A 19,294-nucleotide genomic window follows, 5' to 3' on the forward strand; every position below is an offset into this window, starting at 1 on the left:
TATGTCCTTTACTCATCTGAACGTCTCGTCGGCCTACTCGTTTCATTTTGGAACAGCTAAGCCTGAGCAGCTAACCCAGGCTGCTGCAAGCTTTGGTCAGGATGCGCTGGCCATAACCGATATGAACGGTCTTTACGGAGCGGTAAAACATATCGGGTCGTGTCTGGATAAAAACATCAGCCCGATAGTTGGTGTTCGACTGGAAGTTCAAAACCGGGGCGTTGTGACAATTCTGGCCAGAGGACACAACAAAGGATCCGGCTGGGCAGCTCTTTGCAAAATAGTTTCAAAGGCCCAAAGCAAATCAAAAAAAGAAATAGCCATCACTGAAAAAGATCTATCGGAACTTATAGCCACCGATGGAAAACCCAACTGCACTATCTTGCTGGGGCCTGACTCTGATTTTGGTAGAGCCGTTATTGATTCCAACGCGACCGCTTCTGCAAAGAAGCTCTTGGCTTGGCAAGAGCTAATTCCGGTTAGCGAATGCTTGAGTGTAGAAATTGTTTCTCACCTAACTGAGCCCGGTACAAACTACTCGACCCTGCAGGCTAAACGAATGCTGCAACTGGCAATTACCTTGGGAGTGAGAGCTGTGATAACAAACGCGGTTCGCTATCTGGAGCCAGATGATGCGCTAACCGGCGATGTTCTAGATGCCGCAAGGCACCTAGAACCACTTGGCATCTTTACCCCTCAACCCAATGCTCAGGCATGGCTCAAGCCCGAATCGCTTATGAAGAAGCTGGCGCTTGAGATAACACAAAGCCAAGAGCTAGCAGCAACCCTTATGAAAAATACCGAGGAATTAGCCAATAGCCTTCGGCTTGACCCGGTTAGTGACTGCGACTGGTCAAGACCGAAAACCCCAGAGAAATCGGCTCTCGGCATCGAAGGAAACCCCTTTGAGGTGCTCTGGCAAAAAGCTCACGCTGGTATCAGCTGGCGCTACCCAAATCTTTCAGACAACAAGCTGCTTCCGGTTAGGCATCGACTACATCAAGAGCTAATAACAATCAACAAACTTGGCTTTGCCACCTACTTTCTAACCGTGGCCGATGTTGCCCAGATGATTCGGGATATGCGAATTCGAACAGCTGCTCGAGGTTCAGGCGCTGGGTCACTGACCAATTACCTACTTGGCATTAGCGGCGTTGATCCGATTGAGCACGATCTGCTGTTTGAGAGATTCCTGAGCACCGAGCGTTCCAGTCTTCCCGATATCGATATCGATGTGGAATCGGCCAGAAGGCATGATATTTATCGAGCGATATTTAAGCGCTACGGCGGCAATCGCGTAACGCTGCTTTCGATGCAGTCCACCTACCGCGGCCGAGGTGCGGTTAGAGATGGCGGCTTGGCACTTGGCTTTGAAGAAGATCAGATCGATGAGATTGCCAAAAGCATCTGGCGCTTTAGTGCTAGAAACTTTCGAGGAATGCTGGGGCAAAAGCCCGAACTTCAAAAACTAGCCCAGCAGGTTGAACACGATCGAAGACTAAACCTGCTTGTCGACGTTACTGAGCGCCTCGATAGATTGCCTAGGCACATCTCGATGCACCCCTGCGGTGTGATTCTAGGAAACCAGGATCTTCTCTCCCTAACTCCAGTTGAGCCAAGCGGTTTAGGGCTTCCGATGAGTCAGTTCGATAAGGACGATATGGATCCGATGGGAATGCTCAAACTAGACATCCTTGGAGTCCGAATGCAATCCAGCATGGCCTACGCAATTAGAGAAATAGAGCGAGTGTCTGGAGAAGTTATTGATCTTGACTCAATCGCTCGCGATGACAAGGAGACCTTCAGGCAAATCAGGACCACCAACACCCTCGGTGTCTTTCAAATCGAGAGCCCAGGACAGCGAGAGCTAACTGGCAAGCACCAACCAACTGAATTCAATGACCTAACAATCCAGATTTCACTGTTTAGGCCAGGTCCGATGAAGGGCAACATGATTGCGCCGTACCTAGATGGCCGACATGGGTTTGTAAAGCCCGACCTGATTCATCCAGATCTTGCTCCAATTCTGAAATCAACTCAGGGTGTTGTGATATTCCACGAGCAGGTGCTGAAGATATTGAACGTGATGACCGGCTGCTCGCTTGCCAAAGCAGATGAGCTTCGAAGAACCCTAGAAAAAGACCGTGGCTTTGTTGAGAAGTTCTTTAGGCAAAACGCCACCAAGCGCGGCTATTCAAAAGCAGTTGTTGATCGAATCTGGAGCGTGCTAGAAGGCTTTGGAAGCTTTGGGTTCTGTAAGGCACACGGTGCCGCATTTGCTCTTCCCACCTACCAAAGCGCCTGGCTCAAAACCCACTACCCCACCGAGTTTCTAGCAGGTCTATTCACGCATGATCCAGGGATGTATCCGAAGCGACTGCTGTTATCTGAAGCTCGAAGACTGGGGGTCAAGATACTGCCGCTTGATGTCAATAAGTCCAAGGATGAGTACTTAGTTGAAAAAACTATAGATGGCACCGGTATCCGAATGGCCCTAACCGATCTGCATGGAATATCAAACTCCGAGATAACAAGAATTATCAAACAGGCACCTTTTGTTGATTTAGCTGATTTCTACCTGCGTGCATCACCCTCTCGGGCAACCATAAAGCGATTAGCCCTGGTAGGGGCACTTGATGAACTAGCTGGTGGCTCGAACGATCACACCAGAGGAGACGTTCTAGAGCGGGTGCGTCAGCTAACAGCCCTGAAGGCCAAACCAAAGCTAGATCAAAATCAGCCGATGTTGGATTTTGAAGCAAAGGAGCAAATGCCCTCCGGTTTTGCCGAAATCTCGGCGGCTGGGCAAATTCAAGCAGAGCTAGATTTACTGGGAATGGATATAACCGATCATCAACTGGCTAAGTATCAGCCCATGCTAGATCAGATGGGTGTTGTTAGAGCAAATGAACTAGTTGGGTTGAGATCAAAAACTGACGTGTTGATAGCGGGAGTTAGGGTTGCGACCCAAAGCCCTCCGATGCGATCTGGCAAGCGAGTGGTATTTATCACTCTCGATGATGGCACCGGCTGCAGCGACGCTACTTTTTTCGATGAAGCCCAGGCCAGATCCAGTGAAGTGCTATTCAATACCAAACTGATTTTGATCTCGGGAAAGACAAGGCGTACCGGAGTAAAAGGTGTTTCGATAATGGCCGAAAACGCCTGGGACCTAAATCAGCTCTGGCAACAGTATCGCCAGAAGAACCAACTAGTTGCGGTTGAAAATTGACAGCAGTCGAAGAATCTCGACGTATAGCCAGATAAGAGTCACTGCAAGACCAAAGGCTGCACGCCACTCCATTTCAACTGGCCACTTGTCACGAGAACCAACCATGATGGTTTCGAAATCCAAGTTCAGAGTGAAGGCAGCAAGGCCAGCACCAACTAGTCCTGCAAGCCAACCGAATGCTGAACCGTAGACACCAGCTCCGCCAGTGATTAGAACAAAACCAATGTTGATCACAGCAAAAATCATGTATCCAACAATTGCGAAAGTCATGATTCTGGTAAATCTTGCATCGACCTTGATCCAGCCAAAGCGGTAGGCAGCGAACATCGCACCTGCGGTGGTAAGGGTAGCCAAAACAGCCGACTGAACAATACCTGGGTACCTTGCCTCAAACATTGCGGAGATTCCACCAAGGAATACTCCCTCAACCGCGGCGTAAGCCACGATTACTGCAGGCATTACCTTCTTTGAAAAAGTGATCCAAAAAGCAAGACCTAGTCCAACCAGCATGGCTGGGAATACTAGTGACTGCAGTGGAGTAAAGAACCAGGTGGCTGCTGCGGTTGCAAGCAGCACAGTGAAGATGGCGATGACCTTGCCAGAAGTTCCCTCAACGGTCATTGGCTCAGACTTAGCAGCAATCTTTGCGAATTCTGCGTCAACTAGTTCCTGAGGAACCTCACGAGCAGCCTGTAGGCCGGTCTGCATTGAGCGATTGAATACTGGGTTGTGGGACACGCTAATCTCCTTCTTTCGTGGGGGTCAACTAGTCAAATTCTAGGCTGGATTTCTTTGAGAATGCTGAATGTTAGCTTCGAAGTTCAGAAGCGATGAAACTAACGTGTTCCCCGCTGATTTGGTGGCCTCCAGGGTGCATAAGCAAAGTCACCTCGGCACCGAAACCCTCAAGCTGAGCAATCATTGCAACCGTTTTTGCCTCAGGCGAGTAGTGATCTTGCTTCCCGTTGGCGATAAAAACCTGCTTGCCGCGAAGATCTGGTTCTTGGTCCAATTCGCTCAAAACTTGAGTGGTGCCAAAAGCTACCAGGGTTTGCATTAGATCTGGCCTCACTAGCAGCAGTGCTCCGCCTGCGTGAGAACCGTTAGAAAAGCCAACTGTGACTACCGACTCCAGAGGGAAGTCATAGCGCGCACTTGCCAGTTCCAAAAAATCAGCAAGTTTTCCAACCTCCCTTAGGAGAGATTCCCGCGATGGTGAGAAATCTGGCTCATATTCAAAAAACCTGGTCATTCCCTGCTGAGTTACGGCTCCCCGGGGAGAAAGAATGTTTGCTCGCGGATCTAGCTCTCGCCCAAGCGAGAGAAGATCGTGCTCATCTGCTCCAGAGCCATGAAGCAAGAGTAAGGTCCTGGATGCGCCTGGCTGGGGAAGCCAAACATGTGGCCGAGAGAGTTTCTGTTTATCCAAAGTATTTCTCCAATAACTTCCAGTCTAGATTTCAATAAAACTGCTCGGAGCTTAAAAGAAAAATAGCCCCGAAGGGCTATTAGTCTTTTGTGGACCTGAGGGGATTTGAACCCCTGACCCCCTGCATGCCATGCAGGTGCGCTACCAGCTGCGCCACAGGCCCATCTTTTTTAGAACTTGGTTAGTTTAGCTCAAACTGCTCTCGGCCGAAACAACTTCGAGAGGTACAACCGGGCAATCACTCCAAATGCGCTCAAGGGAGTAATACATCCGCTCCTCTTCGTGCATAACGTGACAAATTACATGACCGAAATCCAAGAGAATCCAACGACCCGAGGTCTTGCCTTCTCGACGCAACAGCTTGACGCCATTTTCCAGAAGCTTTTCCTCGATACCATCCGAGATCGCCATGACCTGTCGCTCATTGCGTCCAGATGCAATGAGGAAAATATCAGTTAAGGGCATCGGGTTTGTGACATCTAGTGCAACTAGGTTTTCGGCTACTTTGTCGGACGCAGCCTGAGCTGCTATTTGAACAATTCTTAGTGCTTCTTTACTGGCGGTCACAAATACCTAACTATTGGAAGATTCCAAGCATAAAGGCTGCGACAATCAATGCCCCAATCGTAATCATCAATACGGCTGTAGACATGACTGCATAAACCTGACCTTGGCCCTTGCGGGTTACTAGGGTTAGCTCAACTGTTCGGGCTCGAGTCTTTGCAATTCCTGCAGCTCTAATTGGTGCCACCGAGGACACAAATGAGTTCAGGCTGTCTTCAACAACTGCTTCGTCAGCTTGCTGACTTTCAGTAATGACAGCGATGCTGCCGGTGGTTGGATCAATCTGAGGCACTTCAATCGAACCTGTGGTCATCACAACGCCTGAGCCACTAAGGACAATTGGGCTGTTTTCTAAATCCGGAACGGTGTTGATAATGATCGAAGCGGTCACTGGCTCAGCGCCCAAGTTGCTTGTTGAACCAAAGTCAGCGCTTTTGACCGGCTCTAGAAAAATGTCAGGTTCTTTGATTGTTGGTGTTGGGGCAGTCATTGTTGGTTCTGCGAAACTCACCGGATTCGAAACCGGTGAAGAGCCTTTCTTTTCAGCTTCTCTTCGTTCTCTTCTGGACTGGTACATCGTTGAGTCGCTCAAGCAATCCCCCGATACAAACCGTGCTTTCCGATGTATTGAACAACACCATCGGGAACCAAATACCAAATTGGATCTCCGTTGGCAACGCGGTTGCGGCAATCGGTTGAGCTGATCGAAAGTGCAGGCACTTCAACGAAAGTCACAGTTCCCGCTGGAACCTCAGGTATTTCCATAGTGTGGCCAGGTCTACTCACTGCAACGAAGTGAGCCAAATCCCATAGCTTGGCTGCTTCATGCCAAGAAAGGATTTGGGCGATGGCATCGCTTCCGGTTATGAAAAACAACTCAGCGTCAGGGTACTGAGACTTTAGATCCCTAAGTGTGTCGACTGTGTAGGTTGGCTTGTCTCTGTCGATGTCGACTCTAGAAACCATAAATCTTGGATTTGCCGCAGTTGCAATCACGGTCATGAGATACCGGTGTTCTCCTCCGGTGACTTCTTCTTTTTGTGAAGGAGCCCCGGTTGGAACGAAAACTACCTGATCGAGATTGAGTGCGGCTGCGACTTCACTGGCGGCAACTAAGTGTCCATTGTGAATAGGGTCGAAAGTTCCACCCATCACGCCCAGTCGGAATTTTGCCATGCTAGAAGCTTTAGAGGCCTAGTGACCTTGAGAGCTGGAGTTCTTGTGATCGTGGCGGTTGGCTACATCGCGGTAAGAAAAAGTGATGAATGCCAAAAGGATAAAGATTGACATTGCAATTACTCCGAACATCAAAGCGGGAATGGGTAACTCGCTGTGCTGGATGAACGGTCCTTCAGTACCTTCAGTGAGCAATGCAAACAATTTGTTCTCCTTTGGATCTCGTGTTTCCAGAATAACCTAGATGCGGGTTTGACCCGAGCCGCGAACTAGCCATTTCGTTGAAGTTAGTTCGCTAAGGCCCATAGGGCCCCTCGCGTGGAGCTTTTGAGTGGAAATACCGACCTCTGCCCCGAATCCGAATTGACCTCCATCGGTAAAGCGGGTTGCGGCATTGACCATGACCACGGCCGAGTCCACCTCGGCAAGGAATCGCTCAGCATGTGCAGAGCTATCGGTGATGATTACCTCGGTGTGGTGAGTGGAATACTTTGCGATGTGCTCAAGAGCCTGATCTAATCCCGAAACCACCTTGACTGCTAAATCCAGGCTGTAGTACTCGGCACTCCAGTCTTCTTCGGTTGCGGCAAGAGCTTGAGGGAACACTGCGCAAGTTTCCTTATCGCCATGGATTGTGACTCCGGAGTCTGCAAGTCGTTTTAATACCTTCGGAAGAATAGTGGTCGATACTGCTTCATGAACCAAAAGTGTTTCTAGTGCATTACAGGTAGAAGGTCTTTGCACCTTGGAGTTATGAACAATTTCTACTGACCAATCAGGGTTAGCAGAGTCATCGATAAACAGATGGGTTACACCATCGCCAGTTTCGATAACTGGAACTTTGGAATCCTCAACTACGGCTTTGATCAAACCTGCGCTGCCGCGGGGAATCAAAACGTCAATCAAACCTCGAGCAGCCATCATGGCGCTGGCGCCTTCACGACCAAAATCATCAACCGTCTGTACCAAGTCGCTGCTAAGCCCTGCCTTTACTAGACCTTGCTGAAGAATCTTGACTAGTGCGATGTTGGTGTTCTCAGCGGCGGTTCCCCCGCGAAGTACAACAGCATTTCCCGCCTTAAGGGCAAGAGCTGAGATGTCCACGGTTACATTTGGCCGTGCTTCATAAATTGCGCCAACAACTCCAAACGGAACGCGGGTCTCAGAAAGCTTGAGTCCATTAGGAAGAGTCATCCCCCTAACGGCTTCTCCAATCGGATCTGGCAGTGCGATGATTTCACGCATGGAATTGGCAAGCCCGGCAATTCTGTCCGTGTTCAGCATTAGGCGGTCTTGCAAACCAGTCGATAGCCCGTCGGCCTTAGCTCGTTCTAAATCTTTCAGGTTCGCGGCAACGATATCTTTCTCCGAAGCCACCAGGAGTTTGGCGATTTGTTCGAGAGCGTCATTCTTTTGATTAGTCGATGCAATAGCTAATGAGCCACTGGCCTTTTTCGCCAGCTTGATCTTCTCGAGGGCAGACATAATCAAAGCCTACTTACGAGCAATCGTGACGGCAGGATTAGGTTCGAAAAAGGTCCCGAGCGACTCACCGTTGAGGGTCCTTGCCACGTTGTCGGCGTTGGTGATAAAAACTCCAATGCCTGCTTCGGTGCAACTGACTGCCGCCGCAACTTTGGTGATGGCACCGCCAGTACCGACTCCCGTGTTTGTGCCTGCGATCTCTAGATTTCCAAGGTCAGTTCCATAAGGAACTGTTGGAATTAGCTTGGCTTGAGGGTTAGTTGGTGGCATGTCGTACAAGCCATCCACATCGCTTAGTAGCACCAAGGCATCAGCCTGAATTAGAAGGGCAACCATTGCTGCAAGTCTGTCGTTGTCACCAAAACGGATTTCCGTCGTAGCGACAGTGTCATTTTCGTTCACAATCGGCAGAGCACGGAGTTGGAAAAGTCTCTCCAGAGCCTTTTTGGCGTTGTCTCGGCTTTCCGCTTTTTCAATATCGGTAAGAGTCAGCAGCACTTGTCCGGCGATGATGCCATGGCGCTCCAGACTCTTTTGGTACCTGGTGAGCAATCGAAACTGGCCGACAGCAGCAAGCGCTTGAAAAGTCTCTAGGTCTGTTGGTTTTTCATCAAAGTCAAACAGCGGCATTCCCGTAGCGATAGCTCCGGATGAAACGAGAACAACTTCTGCTCCACGGTTCATGACAGTCGCCAAAGCATCAACTAGCTGGTCAATTTTGCCTTCGTTTTCTCCGGTGACGGAGTTCGAGCCGATCTTGACGACAATGCGATTGGCAGAAACTAGCCACTGACCGTGATTCGACACTTACTTGCTCTCCTCTAGGTCATCAGGGGTTGACCAGGCACCAGATTTTCTCTCGGCTTCCATCTTCTCGCGAAATGCTGATCTAGCATCCATCATTTCTAGGTAGCGTTTGCGTCGCTCAACGTTGGTGCGGCGTTCGTTCAATGGACCAAATCTTGGGTCAGTTCCGCGAGGGCTAACCAATAGCTCAGCCGTTGAGGAGATTGTTGGCTCCCAGTCAAAGATGACACCATCGCCAGGGCCAATCACCACAGTCGAACCATTGGATGCTCCGGCTTTGAATAAAGCGGCTTCAATACCAACTTTGGCTAAGCGATCTGCCAGGTAACCAACGGCTTCTTCATTTCCAAAATCGGTTTGAGCAACCCAACGCTCGGGCTTGGCTCCCAAAATTCTAAAGAACTCCTCGACTCCACTGAACTCACGAACAATCTTGAAGCTGTTGTCTTCTTTCTTGGTCTGCATTAGATGAATTCTTGGGCGAGCTGGAATCTTGGCTTTTTCGAAACGATCCGCCTCAACAAGTTTTGCCATCGCAAACTTCAATTCCTTGAGTCCAGTATGTGACGCAGCCGAGACATCAAAGACTTGGTATCCGCGGGCCTCAAGCTCAGGACGAATGAACTCAGCCAGTTCTTTACCGTCTGGAATATCAATCTTGTTCAGTGCAATCAAAGCTGGGCGCTTCGTCAAAGGGGTCTGACCTTCAGGCACCTGGTAAGCATCTAGTTCTTTCAGAACTTTGTCTAGGTCAGATACTGGATCACGATTTGGCTCAAGTGTTGCGCAATCAATTACGTGCATGAGAGCCGAGCAGCGCTCGACGTGTCGAAGAAACTCAAGTCCAAGGCCCTTGCCTTCGCTAGCGCCCTCGATAAGACCTGGAACATCGGCAATCGTGAATCTGGTTTCTCCAGCCTGAACTACTCCAAGGTTTGGATGCAATGTGGTGAAGGGATAGTCGGCAATCTTTGGCCTCGCTGCGGACACTGCAGCAATCAAAGATGATTTGCCTGCGGAAGGGTATCCAACCAGTGCGATGTCGGCCACGGTCTTGAGTTCAAGAATGACGTCGCCGGACCAACCAGGAACTCCAAGAAGTGCAAAACCAGGTGCTTTACGTTTGGTGCTGGATAGTGCAGCGTTTCCTAATCCACCTATTCCACCCTCGGCAACCACCAACTCCATGCCAGCTTCATCTAGATCGGCAATTACTTCACCATTAGATTTTTTGACAATTGTTCCAATTGGGACAGGTAGCTTCAGATCTTCGCCGTGAGCTCCGTTTCTAAAATCTCCAGCTCCAGCGGCACCATCGCCTGCGGCGCGGTGTGGGTGAAAGTGGTAATCCAAAAGTGTGGTGGTGTTTGGGTCAGCGAACAGAGCAATGCTTCCCCCGCCTCCACCGTCGGCACCGTCAGGACCGCCCAGTGGTTTAAACTTTTCGCGCTTTACGGATACGCAGCCTTTGCCGCCATTTCCAGCGCGCAGGTGAAGGGTCACTTGGTCAACGAATGAGACCATGATCTTCCTCCTTCACAAATAACTAAAGGCGAGCCGTTGGCTCGCCTTTAGTAGAAACTTTTGCCGATCTAGACTTATGCAGCCTCGACGATGTTTACTACTCGGCGGCCACCCTTGGTACCGAATTCAACGGCACCGGCAGCGAGAGCAAACAGAGTGTCATCCTTGCCCTTGCCAACGTTCTTTCCCGGGTGAAAGTGAGTTCCGCGCTGGCGAACAATGATTTCTCCTGCGTTAACTTCCTGGCCTGCGTAACGCTTAACGCCAAGGCGCTGAGCATTGGAATCGCGACCGTTCCTGGTGGAGCTAACGCCCTTTTTGGATGCCATTTGTTCTAATCCTTTACTTGATCTCTAGTACTTTGACGCGAGTAAGTTCTGAACGGTGACCCTGACGCTTCTTGTATCCGGTCTTGTTCTTGTACTTCTGAATGATGATCTTTGGTCCGCGAAGGTCATTTAGAACCTCTGCAGTGACCTTTACGGCAGCTAGGGCGCTTGCGTCGGTAGTGACCTTGTCGCCGTCTACTAGCAATAGAGCAGGAAGCTGAATCTTGCCATTGGCATCGGCCTTGATGCGGTCAAGTGTAACAATGGTGCCAACTGACACCTTCTCTTGACGGCCGCCTGCGCGAACTACTGCGAAAACCACTTGATTTACCTTTTTCTAAGTTTGGGAAGTCACCACCTGGGCAACAGCTCCCTAGTCTAATGGGGCCTAGGCTCCTGGGTCAACCTTGGCCGGACTAGTAGCCCGCCTAGGCTTGCGCTTGGCATCGGCCTTGGAATCTACCTTCACTTCGGCCTTGGCTTCGGGCAAAGCGTCCAGGATTCGCTCTAGCGTCGGGTCTTGTTTGCCCTGGTCGCCAGGCTTTTTGGACTCAATCTTTCCTGTGCCCATAGTCGAGGCGGCAATCTTGGCAACCACCGAGTTGATCTCAGAGGCGCGCTCGGGGGTAACGACGTTTGCTACCTCCATGTGTCCTTTGCGCTTTTTCTCTGGCTTTGAATCATTGGAGTTTCTAACTCTCATGATCGGCTCATGGTGAACGATGGCTCCTCTGGCACTGCAGACTTCACATGGCTCACTGAAGGATTCCAAAAGCCCCAAACCGAGCTTCTTGCGAGTCATTTGAACTAGACCAAGCGAAGTCACTTCAGCAACCTGGTGCTTGGTTCGGTCTCTTCCAAGGCATTCGATCAGTCTTCTAGAGACCAGGTCACGGTTAGATTCCAGGACCATATCGATAAAGTCAACAACGATGATTCCACCGATGTCGCGAAGCCTTAGCTGACGAACAATCTCCTCGGCAGCTTCAAGGTTGTTCTTTGTGACAGTTTCCTCAAGGTTTCCACCAGAGCCAACAAACTTTCCGGTGTTTACGTCCACCACGGTCATGGCTTCAGTGCGGTCAATTACGAGAGAACCACCGGATGGCAAATAAACCTTGCGCTCTAGAGCTTTTCCAATCTGCTCCCCTACGCGATGGCGTTCAAACAGATCTTCCTTGCCGTCGTAAATCTCGACACGCTCCAAAAGATCTGGGGCGACAGATTCAAGGTATTCGGTGATTACGGCCTGGGCGTCAGCGCCTGAGATGACCATCTTTTGGAAGTCTTCATTGAAAACATCTCGAACAATCTTGACAAGAAGGTCTGGCTCGGAGTGAAGAAGGGTTGGAGGCGTAGCCTTCTTGATCTTCTTCTGAATTCCATCCCACTGCGCCTGCAATCTGGCAACATCCAAGGTGAGCTGCTCTTCGGTTGCTCCCTCGGCGGCGGTACGAACAATCACGCTGGCTTCCTCAGGAACGATGTCCTTCAGGATCTTCTTTAGTCGAACGCGCTCAGATTCTGGAAGCTTTCTTGAGATTCCATTCATGTTGCCATTCGGGACGTAAACAACATATCGACCAGGAAGTGAAACCTGAGAGGTCAATCTGGCACCTTTTTGGCCAACCGAATCCTTGGTTACCTGGACCAACAAGGTGTCTCCGGATTTCAAGGCAAGTTCAATCTTTCGAGGCTGGCCATCTAGTCCGTCAGCTTCCCAGTTGACTTCACCGGAATACAATACAGCGTTTCGCCCACGACCGATGTCAACGAAGGCTGCTTCCATCGAAGGAAGAACGTTCTGGACTTTACCTAGGTAAACATTCCCTATTAGAGACCCGTCATGAGTTTGAGCAACGTAGTGCTCAACAAGTACTTTGTCCTCAAGTACACAAAGCTGAATCTTGTCATCCTTGGATCTAACCAGCATCATGCGATCGACCGATTCACGGCGAGCTAGGAATTCGGTTTCGGTAATTGTGGTGCGGCGTCTTCCAGAATCTCTGCCATCACGACGGCGCTGTTTTTTCGCCTCTAGTCTTGTGGAGCCCTTTACTCGCTGAGGTTCGTTGCTTGGCTCCTTTGGAGCGCGAGGGGTTCTTACCTTTACAACAACATTTGGAGAATCAGGATTCACATCGATTGGCTCACCGGCACGGCGGCGTGAGCGGCGCCGAAGGTGGGATTCGGATTCCACTTCGTTGGTTTTCTTGGCAGCGCCTTTTTTGCGTGGTTCTACCGGTGGAAGATCTGGCGCCTTAAAAATCAGTGATGTTGCGCTAAGCGCTGGAGACGCTTTTGCAGCTTTGGTCTTACTTGCGTCCTGAGAATCTGATTTGCCCTCAGGCTTTTTTGTAGATTCTTTTTTGTCAGCAACTTTCTTTGAAGTCTTTTCCTGCGCAGGCTTTACGTCCTTGGCGCGAGTATCTTTGACTATCTTTTTACTTGCCTTATCAGCCTTTGCTGATTCGTCTTTTTCCTTCACCATTTAAGGTGCACTCCAAGCCGCCGGTTGGCCAAAGCCCACACACTTGGCCGAAATTCCGGCTCTAAATTCTTATCAGCGACTTTTGCCACCGACTAAACCTTTTAGTTGCGAGTCATTGCTGTCACGTCGCCCTGCCAGCTGCCCGATGGGTCTTATGCCTTGGAGCCAAATGCTCGATAAACCTTTTAAGCGGGAGGATGTGGCTCCCATTTGCTTACCCTTAAGTATTACACCAAATGGGCAAATCGGGCTGAATCGCCGTGGAATACTTGAATTATGAGTGTTGAAACCAGTCAAAAACCCCTAATCGGTGGAAGCATATCGCTGGCCTGGATGCTAATCACCGGCGGTGCAATCGGTTGGATCGGAGCCCTAGCTCTAACAATTGAGCGGCTTAATGTTGCCGCTAACCCGGACGCGGTATTGAGCTGTGACATTAGCCCATTCATTTCTTGCAAGTCCGTGATGCTCACCGAGCAAGCTTCACTTCTGGGTTTTCCAAACTCCTTAATTGGGTTAGCCGTCTTTGTGGTACCTATCCTGATTGGTTTTGCAATCCTTGCCGGTGCCAAATTTGCTAAATGGTTCTGGCTACTTTTCACCCTTGGAATGGTTGGCGGCTTCTTGTTTGTGGCCTGGCTATTTAGTCAAAGTTTGTTTGTAATAGGAGCCTTGTGCCCATATTGCATGGTTGCCTGGACCGGAATGATCCCAATGTTCTGGAAGCAGTTCTTGTTCTCGGCAAGAGAGGGTATTGTCCCTGTTCCGCTAAAGACCGTTGGCTTTTTTGTCGCCGCCTATGACTGGCACTGGTTATTTTCTTTTACAACCTTTGGCGCGATGTTTACTGCCACCATTTGGCGCTTTTGGGATTTGTGGCCAAGCCTGCTTTAGCTAAACCAGATTCCAAGCTCGCGCTGTGCCGACTCGACCGAGTCAGAACCGTGAACTAAGTTCTTCTGAACCTTCTGACCCCAGTCACGTCCAAGATCTCCCCTGATGGTTCCAGGTGCGGCAGTGGTTGGGTCGGTTGTTCCGGCCAATGATCTAAAACCCTCGATAACTCGCTCGCCTTCAACGCGCAAAGCAACTATTGGACCAGAAGACATGAACTCAATTAGCGGCGCGTAAAAAGGCTTACCTTCGTGCTCAGCGTAATGAGCGGCTAGTTGAGCCGGGGTTGGAGTGAGCATCTTCAGGCCGGTCACTTGATAGCCCTTTTGCTCAATCCGACGAATGATCTCTCCGGTCAGGGATCTGGCAACGCCATCGGGCTTTACTAGAACGAGTGTCTGCTCTTTCATTTTGTGCCGCTTTCTGAATCAAGTTTACTTTTTGCTGCTCGAGCTTTATCAATTGTGCCACCGGCAATCATTCCCCAGGCCCACATTGCTAGAAAAACTGCTCCGAGCCCAAACATCAGTGGCACCCAGATACCCAATGAAACTACTACTCCTTGAAGAATCCAGCCAAGAGTGTAAGTCCCTGGCTTTCCCAAAAATGCAGGAAAAATCATCAGGATTACAGCAAGGCCTAAACCAACGCCCCAGATCACAGCTGGTTCGGGATAAACCTGAAGTCCAAAGCCAACCAGGGTTGCAAAGAAGACTACGACGGATTGGAAAACCATTACGAGCGAACCAAGAGTTGCCTTTGTGGTTCTATTCCTCATCGGAATCCTCCTGGATTAGTTTGATGACGTCTCCTACTAAGGTAATCGACCCTGTGACCACAACCATGCCATCAATTTCTAAAGCCCTTTGCTTTGCGCGCTCAAGAGCTAATTTGAAATCCGAAATACTCTCAACTTCTTGACCCAAGCCATCTTTAGCTAGGGATTCCAGCTCTGCTGCCGGCATGGATCTAGGTGACGAAGACTGAGTTATTATCACGCTTTCGAATACTCCAGCCAGATTTGAAAACAGGCCTGAGGCATCCTTGTCGGCTAAAACTGCAATTACTCCAACTAGTGGCTTTTCTGAAAATTCAGCGCGCAAAGCTTGCGCAAGAATCAATGCACCGGCTGGGTTGTGGGCTCCATCGAGCAAAAGATTTGGCTCAGTTCTAATCAACTGGAGCCGCCCAGGAGATGACACATCAGATATTGCCGAGCGCAAAATGTCGTCAGCAATCTGAAGTTGTCCCCCACCCAGGAAAGCTTCGACGGCAGCAACTGCAATAGCTAAATTCTGACCCTGATGAGAACCAAAAACGGGAGCCTGATAAGGGCCGTAAGAACCCGCCAATCCAGAGATCGAAATTGATTGGCCGGTTGAACTAGGTAGAAACTCACTTACTTCAAAATCGCGGCCCTCTAACTTGAAAGCCTCAGCTTTTTGTTTGGCAGCATTTTCTAGAACTGCAAGCACACCGCGTTCTTGAACTGAGCTAACAACGACACTGCCTGGCTTGATGATGCCTGATTTGGTGTCAGCAATTTCTTCCAGGGTGTTGCCCAATCGATCCATGTGATCAAGTCCGATTGGAGTAAAAACGGCAACGTCTCCATCTGCAACATTCGTTGAGTCCCAGGCGCCACCCATTCCAACTTCTAGAACCAGAACATCAACCGGAGCATCGGCAAAGACAGCAAATCCAAGGACTGCTAACGCCTCAAAGAACGTGAGGGGGTTCTCCCCTGAATCAGCTAATTCTTGATCAACAAATTCAAGGATTGGCTCGATGTCGGAGTAGACGCTGATCAGCTGCTCGTCGCTTACAGGCTCCCCATCAAGGGCCATGCGCTCATTAAGTCGGACCAGATGAGGAGAGGTGAAGCGTCCGGTTCTAAGGCCGTGTTCGCGCAGGATGCGCTCAATAAATCTGGTGGTCGAAGTCTTGCCGTTGGTACCGGTGACGTGAATCACTCGGTACGAGCGCTGGGGGTCTCCAAGAAGTTCAACTGCGCGTCTGGTTGGCTCAAGCCTTGGACGAATTTTGTTTTCAGGAATGCGAAGCAGTAGTTTTTCTAAAACTATGTCTGACTGTGATGCCCAGTATTTTTCGTCTCTGGCTTCTTGACTCAAAGCTTGGTCACCGCAATTTGAACCTGCTGTGACTCACCAACTGGTACTGGATTTGACAAGGAAGCTGACTCCAGCAAGGAAAGCTCAAGAGTCAAGGTTTCGCTTTTTACAAGTTCCTCGTGAGCCGAAATTGCAGCCACCACGAAAGCGTCGCCAGACAAAACTGTCTTGATTCGATCAGAGACGTCAAAGTCAGCATCCTTTCGGGCTTGCTGAATTGCACGAATAACATCTCTAGCCAAACCTTCGGCAGCTAGCTCTGGGGTGACAACGCGATTCAAAATCACAAATCCTCCGCCAGGCAAAATTCCAATTAGCTTCTCTTCACTTGACTCGTCCTTGGCAACCAGGCTGATTTCGTATTCGCCTTGTTCAAGAGCTACGCCGTTCACGGAAACGCTCTCGCCGCTTTGCTCCCAGTTTCCAGCTTTGGCCGCTTGGATGATTTCCTGAACTTGCTTTCCAAGTCTTGGACCCAGAGCTCTTGAATTTACGGTGAGCTGCTTCTCAACACCAAATTCCTTAGTTGATTCAACAGCCAATTCAACAAGCTCAACATCTTTCACGTTTAGCTCTTCAGCGATGATTCCTGCAAAGTCGAGAAGTTTTGCTGCACCAGTAGTGACAACGGTTAGCTTTGAAAGCGGCAGACGAACGCGCAAGCCATTGGTCTTTCTGAGTCCAAGAGATACTGAGCTGACGGTTCGAACTTGATCCATTGCAGTGACAAGGTCCTGGTCGTAAGACAGCTTGCTGGCATCCGGCCAGGATTCCAGGTGAACGCTCTTGCCACCAGTAAGGCCACGCCAAATTTCATCTGCGACCATTGGAAGTAGCGGGGCAACAACTCGGGTTACTTGTTCTAGAACTGTATAAAGAGTGTCGAAAGCCTCTTCGTTGCCGGCCCAGAAACGATCCCTTGAACGACGGACATACCAGTTGGTGAGAACATCGCTGAAATCACGAAGTCTCGCCGATGCAGCGTAGGAATCATACTGATTAAGATCAGCTTCAACTTGCGTGATTAGATCGCGCGTTTTGGCGAGTAAGTACCTATCAAGCACGTCCGTGCTTGATACCGAGTATTTGGCCTTGTAGTTCGAAGCGTTGGCATAGAGGGAGAAGAAGTACCAGGTGTTCCAAAGCGGCAGCAGAACTTGCCTTACCCCTTCACGAATACCCTGTTCGGTGACAATCAAGTTTCCGCCGCGAAGAATTGGGCTAGACATCAAGAACCATCGCATAGCGTCGGAACCGTCACGATCGAACACTTCGTATACATCTGGGTAGTTGCGCAGCGACTTTGACATCTTCTGGCCGTCGTTTCCAAGAACGATTCCGTGAGAAATCGCTGACTTGAAAGCTGGGCGATCAAACAGCGCTGTAGCTAGAACGTGAAGAGTGTAGAACCATCCCCTGGTCTGCCCTACGTACTCAACGATGAAATCGCCTGGGTTGTGCGTTTCAAACCAATCACGATTTTCGAATGGGTAGTGCACCTGCGCAAACGGCATAGAACCCGACTCAAACCAGCAATCCAAAACTTCTGGAACACGTCGCATAGTTGATTTACCGGTTGGGTCATCAGGGTTTGGTCTGGTTAGTTGGTCGATAAATGGCCGGTGGAAATCCTCCGGAGCCTTTCCAAAATCTTTCTCTAGCTCTTCAAGCGATCCGTAAACATCAATGCGTGGGTAATTAGGGTCATCAGATTTCCAGACCGGAATCGGCGCACCCCAGAATCGGTTTCGGCTAATGGCCCAATCGCGCACATTTTCGAGCCACTTTCCAAATGACCCGTCTCTAGTGTGCGAAGGAGTCCATTCGATCTGCTGGTTTAGCTCAAGCATGCGGTCTTTGACTTTTGTAGTTTCCACAAACCAAGACGAAACTGCCTTGTAAATCAGGGGGTTCTTGCAGCGGTAGCAGTGTGGGTATGGATGCTCGTAGCTAGCCTGACGCAGCAACCTGCCCTCTGCTTTTAGCTTCTGAGTTATTGGCTTGTTGGCATCAAAAACATGCTGGCCTTCAAAGTCTGAAACCACGGAGTTGAACTGACCGCGCTCATTGACAGAGACATAAACAGGTATGCCGGCTTCCTCACAAAGCCTCTGGTCATCTTCACCGTAGGCCGGGGCTTGGTGAACAATTCCAGTTCCTTCGTTGTCTGCGACGTAGTCGCCAACCAGAACCTGCCAGGCATTTTTGGTATCGAATTTTGTTTCGTCGGCGTAGTAATCAAAGATTCGGGTGTAGCGAATTCCGCCCAGGTCCTTACCTAAAATTGTTTTCTCGGTTGCAGCAATAGCAGACTCGGCATCTTCGTAGCCCAAGTCTTTGGCGTAGGCGCCAAGCAGCGATGCTGCAATTAGATACTTGGTTTTGGAATCCCCGCCGTCGGCTGCGCCGTTAGGTCCAGCTGCAACAACTCCGTAGGAAATCTCGGGTCCTACCGCGAGCGCGAAGTTAGTTGGAAGAGTCCATGGAGTAGTTGTCCAAGCCAACATGCGAACTCCAGCCAGATCGCCGTCGATGATTGGAAAGGTGACGGTGACGGATTGGTCCTGGCGAGTTTTGTAAACCTCGTCGTCCATCCGAAGCTCGTGGTTGGAAAGTGGGGTTTCACATCTCCAGCAGTACGCCAGGACTTTGAAGCCTTCGTAAATCAGGCCCTTTTTGTAAAGCTCCTTGAATGCCCAGATAACGCTCTCGGTGTAATTGGTATCAAGGGTCTTGTAGTCGTTTTCAAAATCAACCCAGCGAGCTTGCCTTGTGACATACGCTCTCCAGTCCTCGGTGTATTTCAGAACCGAGGTCTTGCAGTAAGCGTTGAACTTATCAACCCCGTACTTTTCAATCTCTGGTCTGCCGGAAATACCCAGCTGGCGCTCGGCCTCAACTTCGGCAGGAAGACCATGGGTGTCCCAGCCAAAGCGGCGCTCAACGCGATAGCCCTGCATGGTTTTGAACCTTGGAACTAAGTCCTTGGTGTAACCGGTAAGAAGGTGTCCGTAGTGAGGCAGGCCGTTGGCAAAAGGTGGGCCGTCATAGAAGACGAATTCCTCAGCGCCTTGAGCTTTTCGTTGATCAATGGACTCCTGAAAAGTGCCCTCTTTGTCCCAGTATTCGAGGATTTCCTTCTCAATATCAGGAAAGCTAGGACTCGGGTTCACGCCAACTGCCTTACCGGCCGAGTTCAGGGGATACATTTTTAGCTTTCTGGGCTTATGC

18 protein-coding genes and 1 tRNA gene are annotated in these 19,294 nt (G+C 50.0%); 2 read left to right on the forward strand and 17 right to left on the reverse strand.

Translation table 11 applies throughout. The annotated features are described in order from the left end of the window. Window position 1 precedes the first annotated feature (1 nt). Window positions 2-3,232: a DNA polymerase III subunit alpha gene (locus AC8GDC_RS04185; RefSeq protein WP_506557416.1), complete on the forward strand. Its 3,231-nt coding sequence runs from the start codon at window positions 2-4 to the stop codon at window positions 3,230-3,232. Here the strand turns inward: AC8GDC_RS04185 and AC8GDC_RS04190 are convergent. The 13 genes from AC8GDC_RS04190 to AC8GDC_RS04250 all read right to left on the reverse strand — a co-directional run bounded on the left by AC8GDC_RS04190 (window position 3,212) and on the right by AC8GDC_RS04250 (window position 13,037). Continuing rightward, window positions 3,212-3,970: a Bax inhibitor-1/YccA family protein gene (locus AC8GDC_RS04190; protein WP_506557417.1), complete on the reverse strand. Its 759-nt coding sequence runs from the start codon at window positions 3,968-3,970 to the stop codon at window positions 3,212-3,214. The genes AC8GDC_RS04185 and AC8GDC_RS04190 overlap by 21 nt on opposite strands. A gap of 70 nt (window positions 3,971-4,040) precedes the next feature. Next, entirely contained in the window at window positions 4,041-4,661 is a 621-nt protein-coding gene (locus AC8GDC_RS04195; RefSeq protein WP_506557418.1) for an alpha/beta hydrolase, read from the reverse strand. 90 nt (window positions 4,662-4,751) lie between these two features. Next, window positions 4,752-4,824 (reverse strand) — tRNA-Ala (locus tag AC8GDC_RS04200). Between the two features lie 23 nt (window positions 4,825-4,847). Beyond that, window positions 4,848-5,228, reverse strand: coding sequence for a ribosome silencing factor (rsfS, locus tag AC8GDC_RS04205; protein WP_506557419.1), 381 nt, complete (start codon window positions 5,226-5,228; stop codon window positions 4,848-4,850). A gap of 10 nt (window positions 5,229-5,238) precedes the next feature. Then, a complete protein-coding gene (locus tag AC8GDC_RS04210; protein WP_506557420.1) occupies window positions 5,239-5,817 on the reverse strand; it encodes a hypothetical protein in 579 nt (192 codons plus the stop codon). Further along, window positions 5,814-6,401, reverse strand: coding sequence for a nicotinate-nucleotide adenylyltransferase (nadD, locus tag AC8GDC_RS04215; protein ID WP_506557421.1), 588 nt, complete (start codon window positions 6,399-6,401; stop codon window positions 5,814-5,816). The genes AC8GDC_RS04210 and nadD overlap by 4 nt, the downstream gene beginning before the upstream one ends. A gap of 18 nt (window positions 6,402-6,419) precedes the next feature. Then, on the reverse strand, window positions 6,420-6,605 hold the full coding sequence (locus tag AC8GDC_RS04220; RefSeq protein ID WP_506557422.1) for a hypothetical protein: 186 nt from the start codon (window positions 6,603-6,605) through the stop codon (window positions 6,420-6,422). Between the two features lie 36 nt (window positions 6,606-6,641). Next, window positions 6,642-7,886: a glutamate-5-semialdehyde dehydrogenase gene (locus AC8GDC_RS04225; RefSeq protein WP_506557423.1), complete on the reverse strand. Its 1,245-nt coding sequence runs from the start codon at window positions 7,884-7,886 to the stop codon at window positions 6,642-6,644. A 9-nt stretch (window positions 7,887-7,895) separates the two neighbouring features. Continuing rightward, window positions 7,896-8,693: a glutamate 5-kinase gene (gene proB / locus AC8GDC_RS04230; RefSeq protein ID WP_506557424.1), complete on the reverse strand. Its 798-nt coding sequence runs from the start codon at window positions 8,691-8,693 to the stop codon at window positions 7,896-7,898. Further along, the gene (gene obgE, locus AC8GDC_RS04235; RefSeq protein ID WP_506557425.1) at window positions 8,694-10,217 is read right to left on the reverse strand and encodes a GTPase ObgE; all 1,524 of its coding nucleotides are present in this window, start codon (window positions 10,215-10,217) and stop codon (window positions 8,694-8,696) included. Between the two features lie 74 nt (window positions 10,218-10,291). Beyond that, complete coding sequence (rpmA, locus tag AC8GDC_RS04240; RefSeq protein ID WP_213342230.1) at window positions 10,292-10,546, reverse strand: 50S ribosomal protein L27; 255 nt, start codon at window positions 10,544-10,546, stop codon at window positions 10,292-10,294. A gap of 13 nt (window positions 10,547-10,559) precedes the next feature. Next, the gene (gene rplU / locus AC8GDC_RS04245) at window positions 10,560-10,868 is read right to left on the reverse strand and encodes a 50S ribosomal protein L21 (protein WP_506557426.1); all 309 of its coding nucleotides are present in this window, start codon (window positions 10,866-10,868) and stop codon (window positions 10,560-10,562) included. Window positions 10,869-10,934: 66 nt separating this feature from the next. Further along, window positions 10,935-13,037, reverse strand: coding sequence for an Rne/Rng family ribonuclease (locus tag AC8GDC_RS04250; protein WP_506557427.1), 2,103 nt, complete (start codon window positions 13,035-13,037; stop codon window positions 10,935-10,937). A 276-nt stretch (window positions 13,038-13,313) separates the two neighbouring features. Between AC8GDC_RS04250 and AC8GDC_RS04255 the strand changes: the two genes are divergently transcribed. After that, on the forward strand, window positions 13,314-13,931 hold the full coding sequence (locus AC8GDC_RS04255) for a vitamin K epoxide reductase family protein (RefSeq protein ID WP_506557428.1): 618 nt from the start codon (window positions 13,314-13,316) through the stop codon (window positions 13,929-13,931). On the opposite strand, the gene ndk is transcribed toward AC8GDC_RS04255, so the two are convergent. From ndk to ileS, 4 genes are read right to left on the reverse strand one after another with little or no spacing between them, the layout of a single operon-like run. After that, on the reverse strand, window positions 13,928-14,341 hold the full coding sequence (gene ndk, locus AC8GDC_RS04260) for a nucleoside-diphosphate kinase (RefSeq protein ID WP_506557429.1): 414 nt from the start codon (window positions 14,339-14,341) through the stop codon (window positions 13,928-13,930). The genes AC8GDC_RS04255 and ndk overlap by 4 nt on opposite strands. Further along, window positions 14,338-14,709 carry a DUF4233 domain-containing protein gene (locus AC8GDC_RS04265; protein ID WP_506557430.1) on the reverse strand — a complete coding sequence of 124 codons (372 nt, stop codon included), beginning with the start codon at window positions 14,707-14,709 and terminating at the stop codon, window positions 14,338-14,340. Before AC8GDC_RS04265 ends, ndk begins: the two co-directional genes overlap by 4 nt. Beyond that, window positions 14,699-16,063, reverse strand: a complete 1,365-nt coding sequence (locus AC8GDC_RS04270; protein ID WP_506557431.1) for a bifunctional folylpolyglutamate synthase/dihydrofolate synthase — start codon at window positions 16,061-16,063, stop codon at window positions 14,699-14,701. The genes AC8GDC_RS04265 and AC8GDC_RS04270 overlap by 11 nt, the downstream gene beginning before the upstream one ends. Further along, window positions 16,060-19,272, reverse strand: a complete 3,213-nt coding sequence (gene ileS, locus AC8GDC_RS04275) for an isoleucine--tRNA ligase (RefSeq protein WP_506557432.1) — start codon at window positions 19,270-19,272, stop codon at window positions 16,060-16,062. Before ileS ends, AC8GDC_RS04270 begins: the two co-directional genes overlap by 4 nt. Window positions 19,273-19,294 lie beyond the last annotated feature (22 nt).

The sequence above is a fragment of the Rhodoluna miladensis (SeqCode) genome, assembly GCF_965234705.1.
In the GTDB taxonomy this organism is placed as follows: Bacteria; Actinomycetota; Actinomycetes; order Actinomycetales; family Microbacteriaceae; genus Rhodoluna; species Rhodoluna miladensis.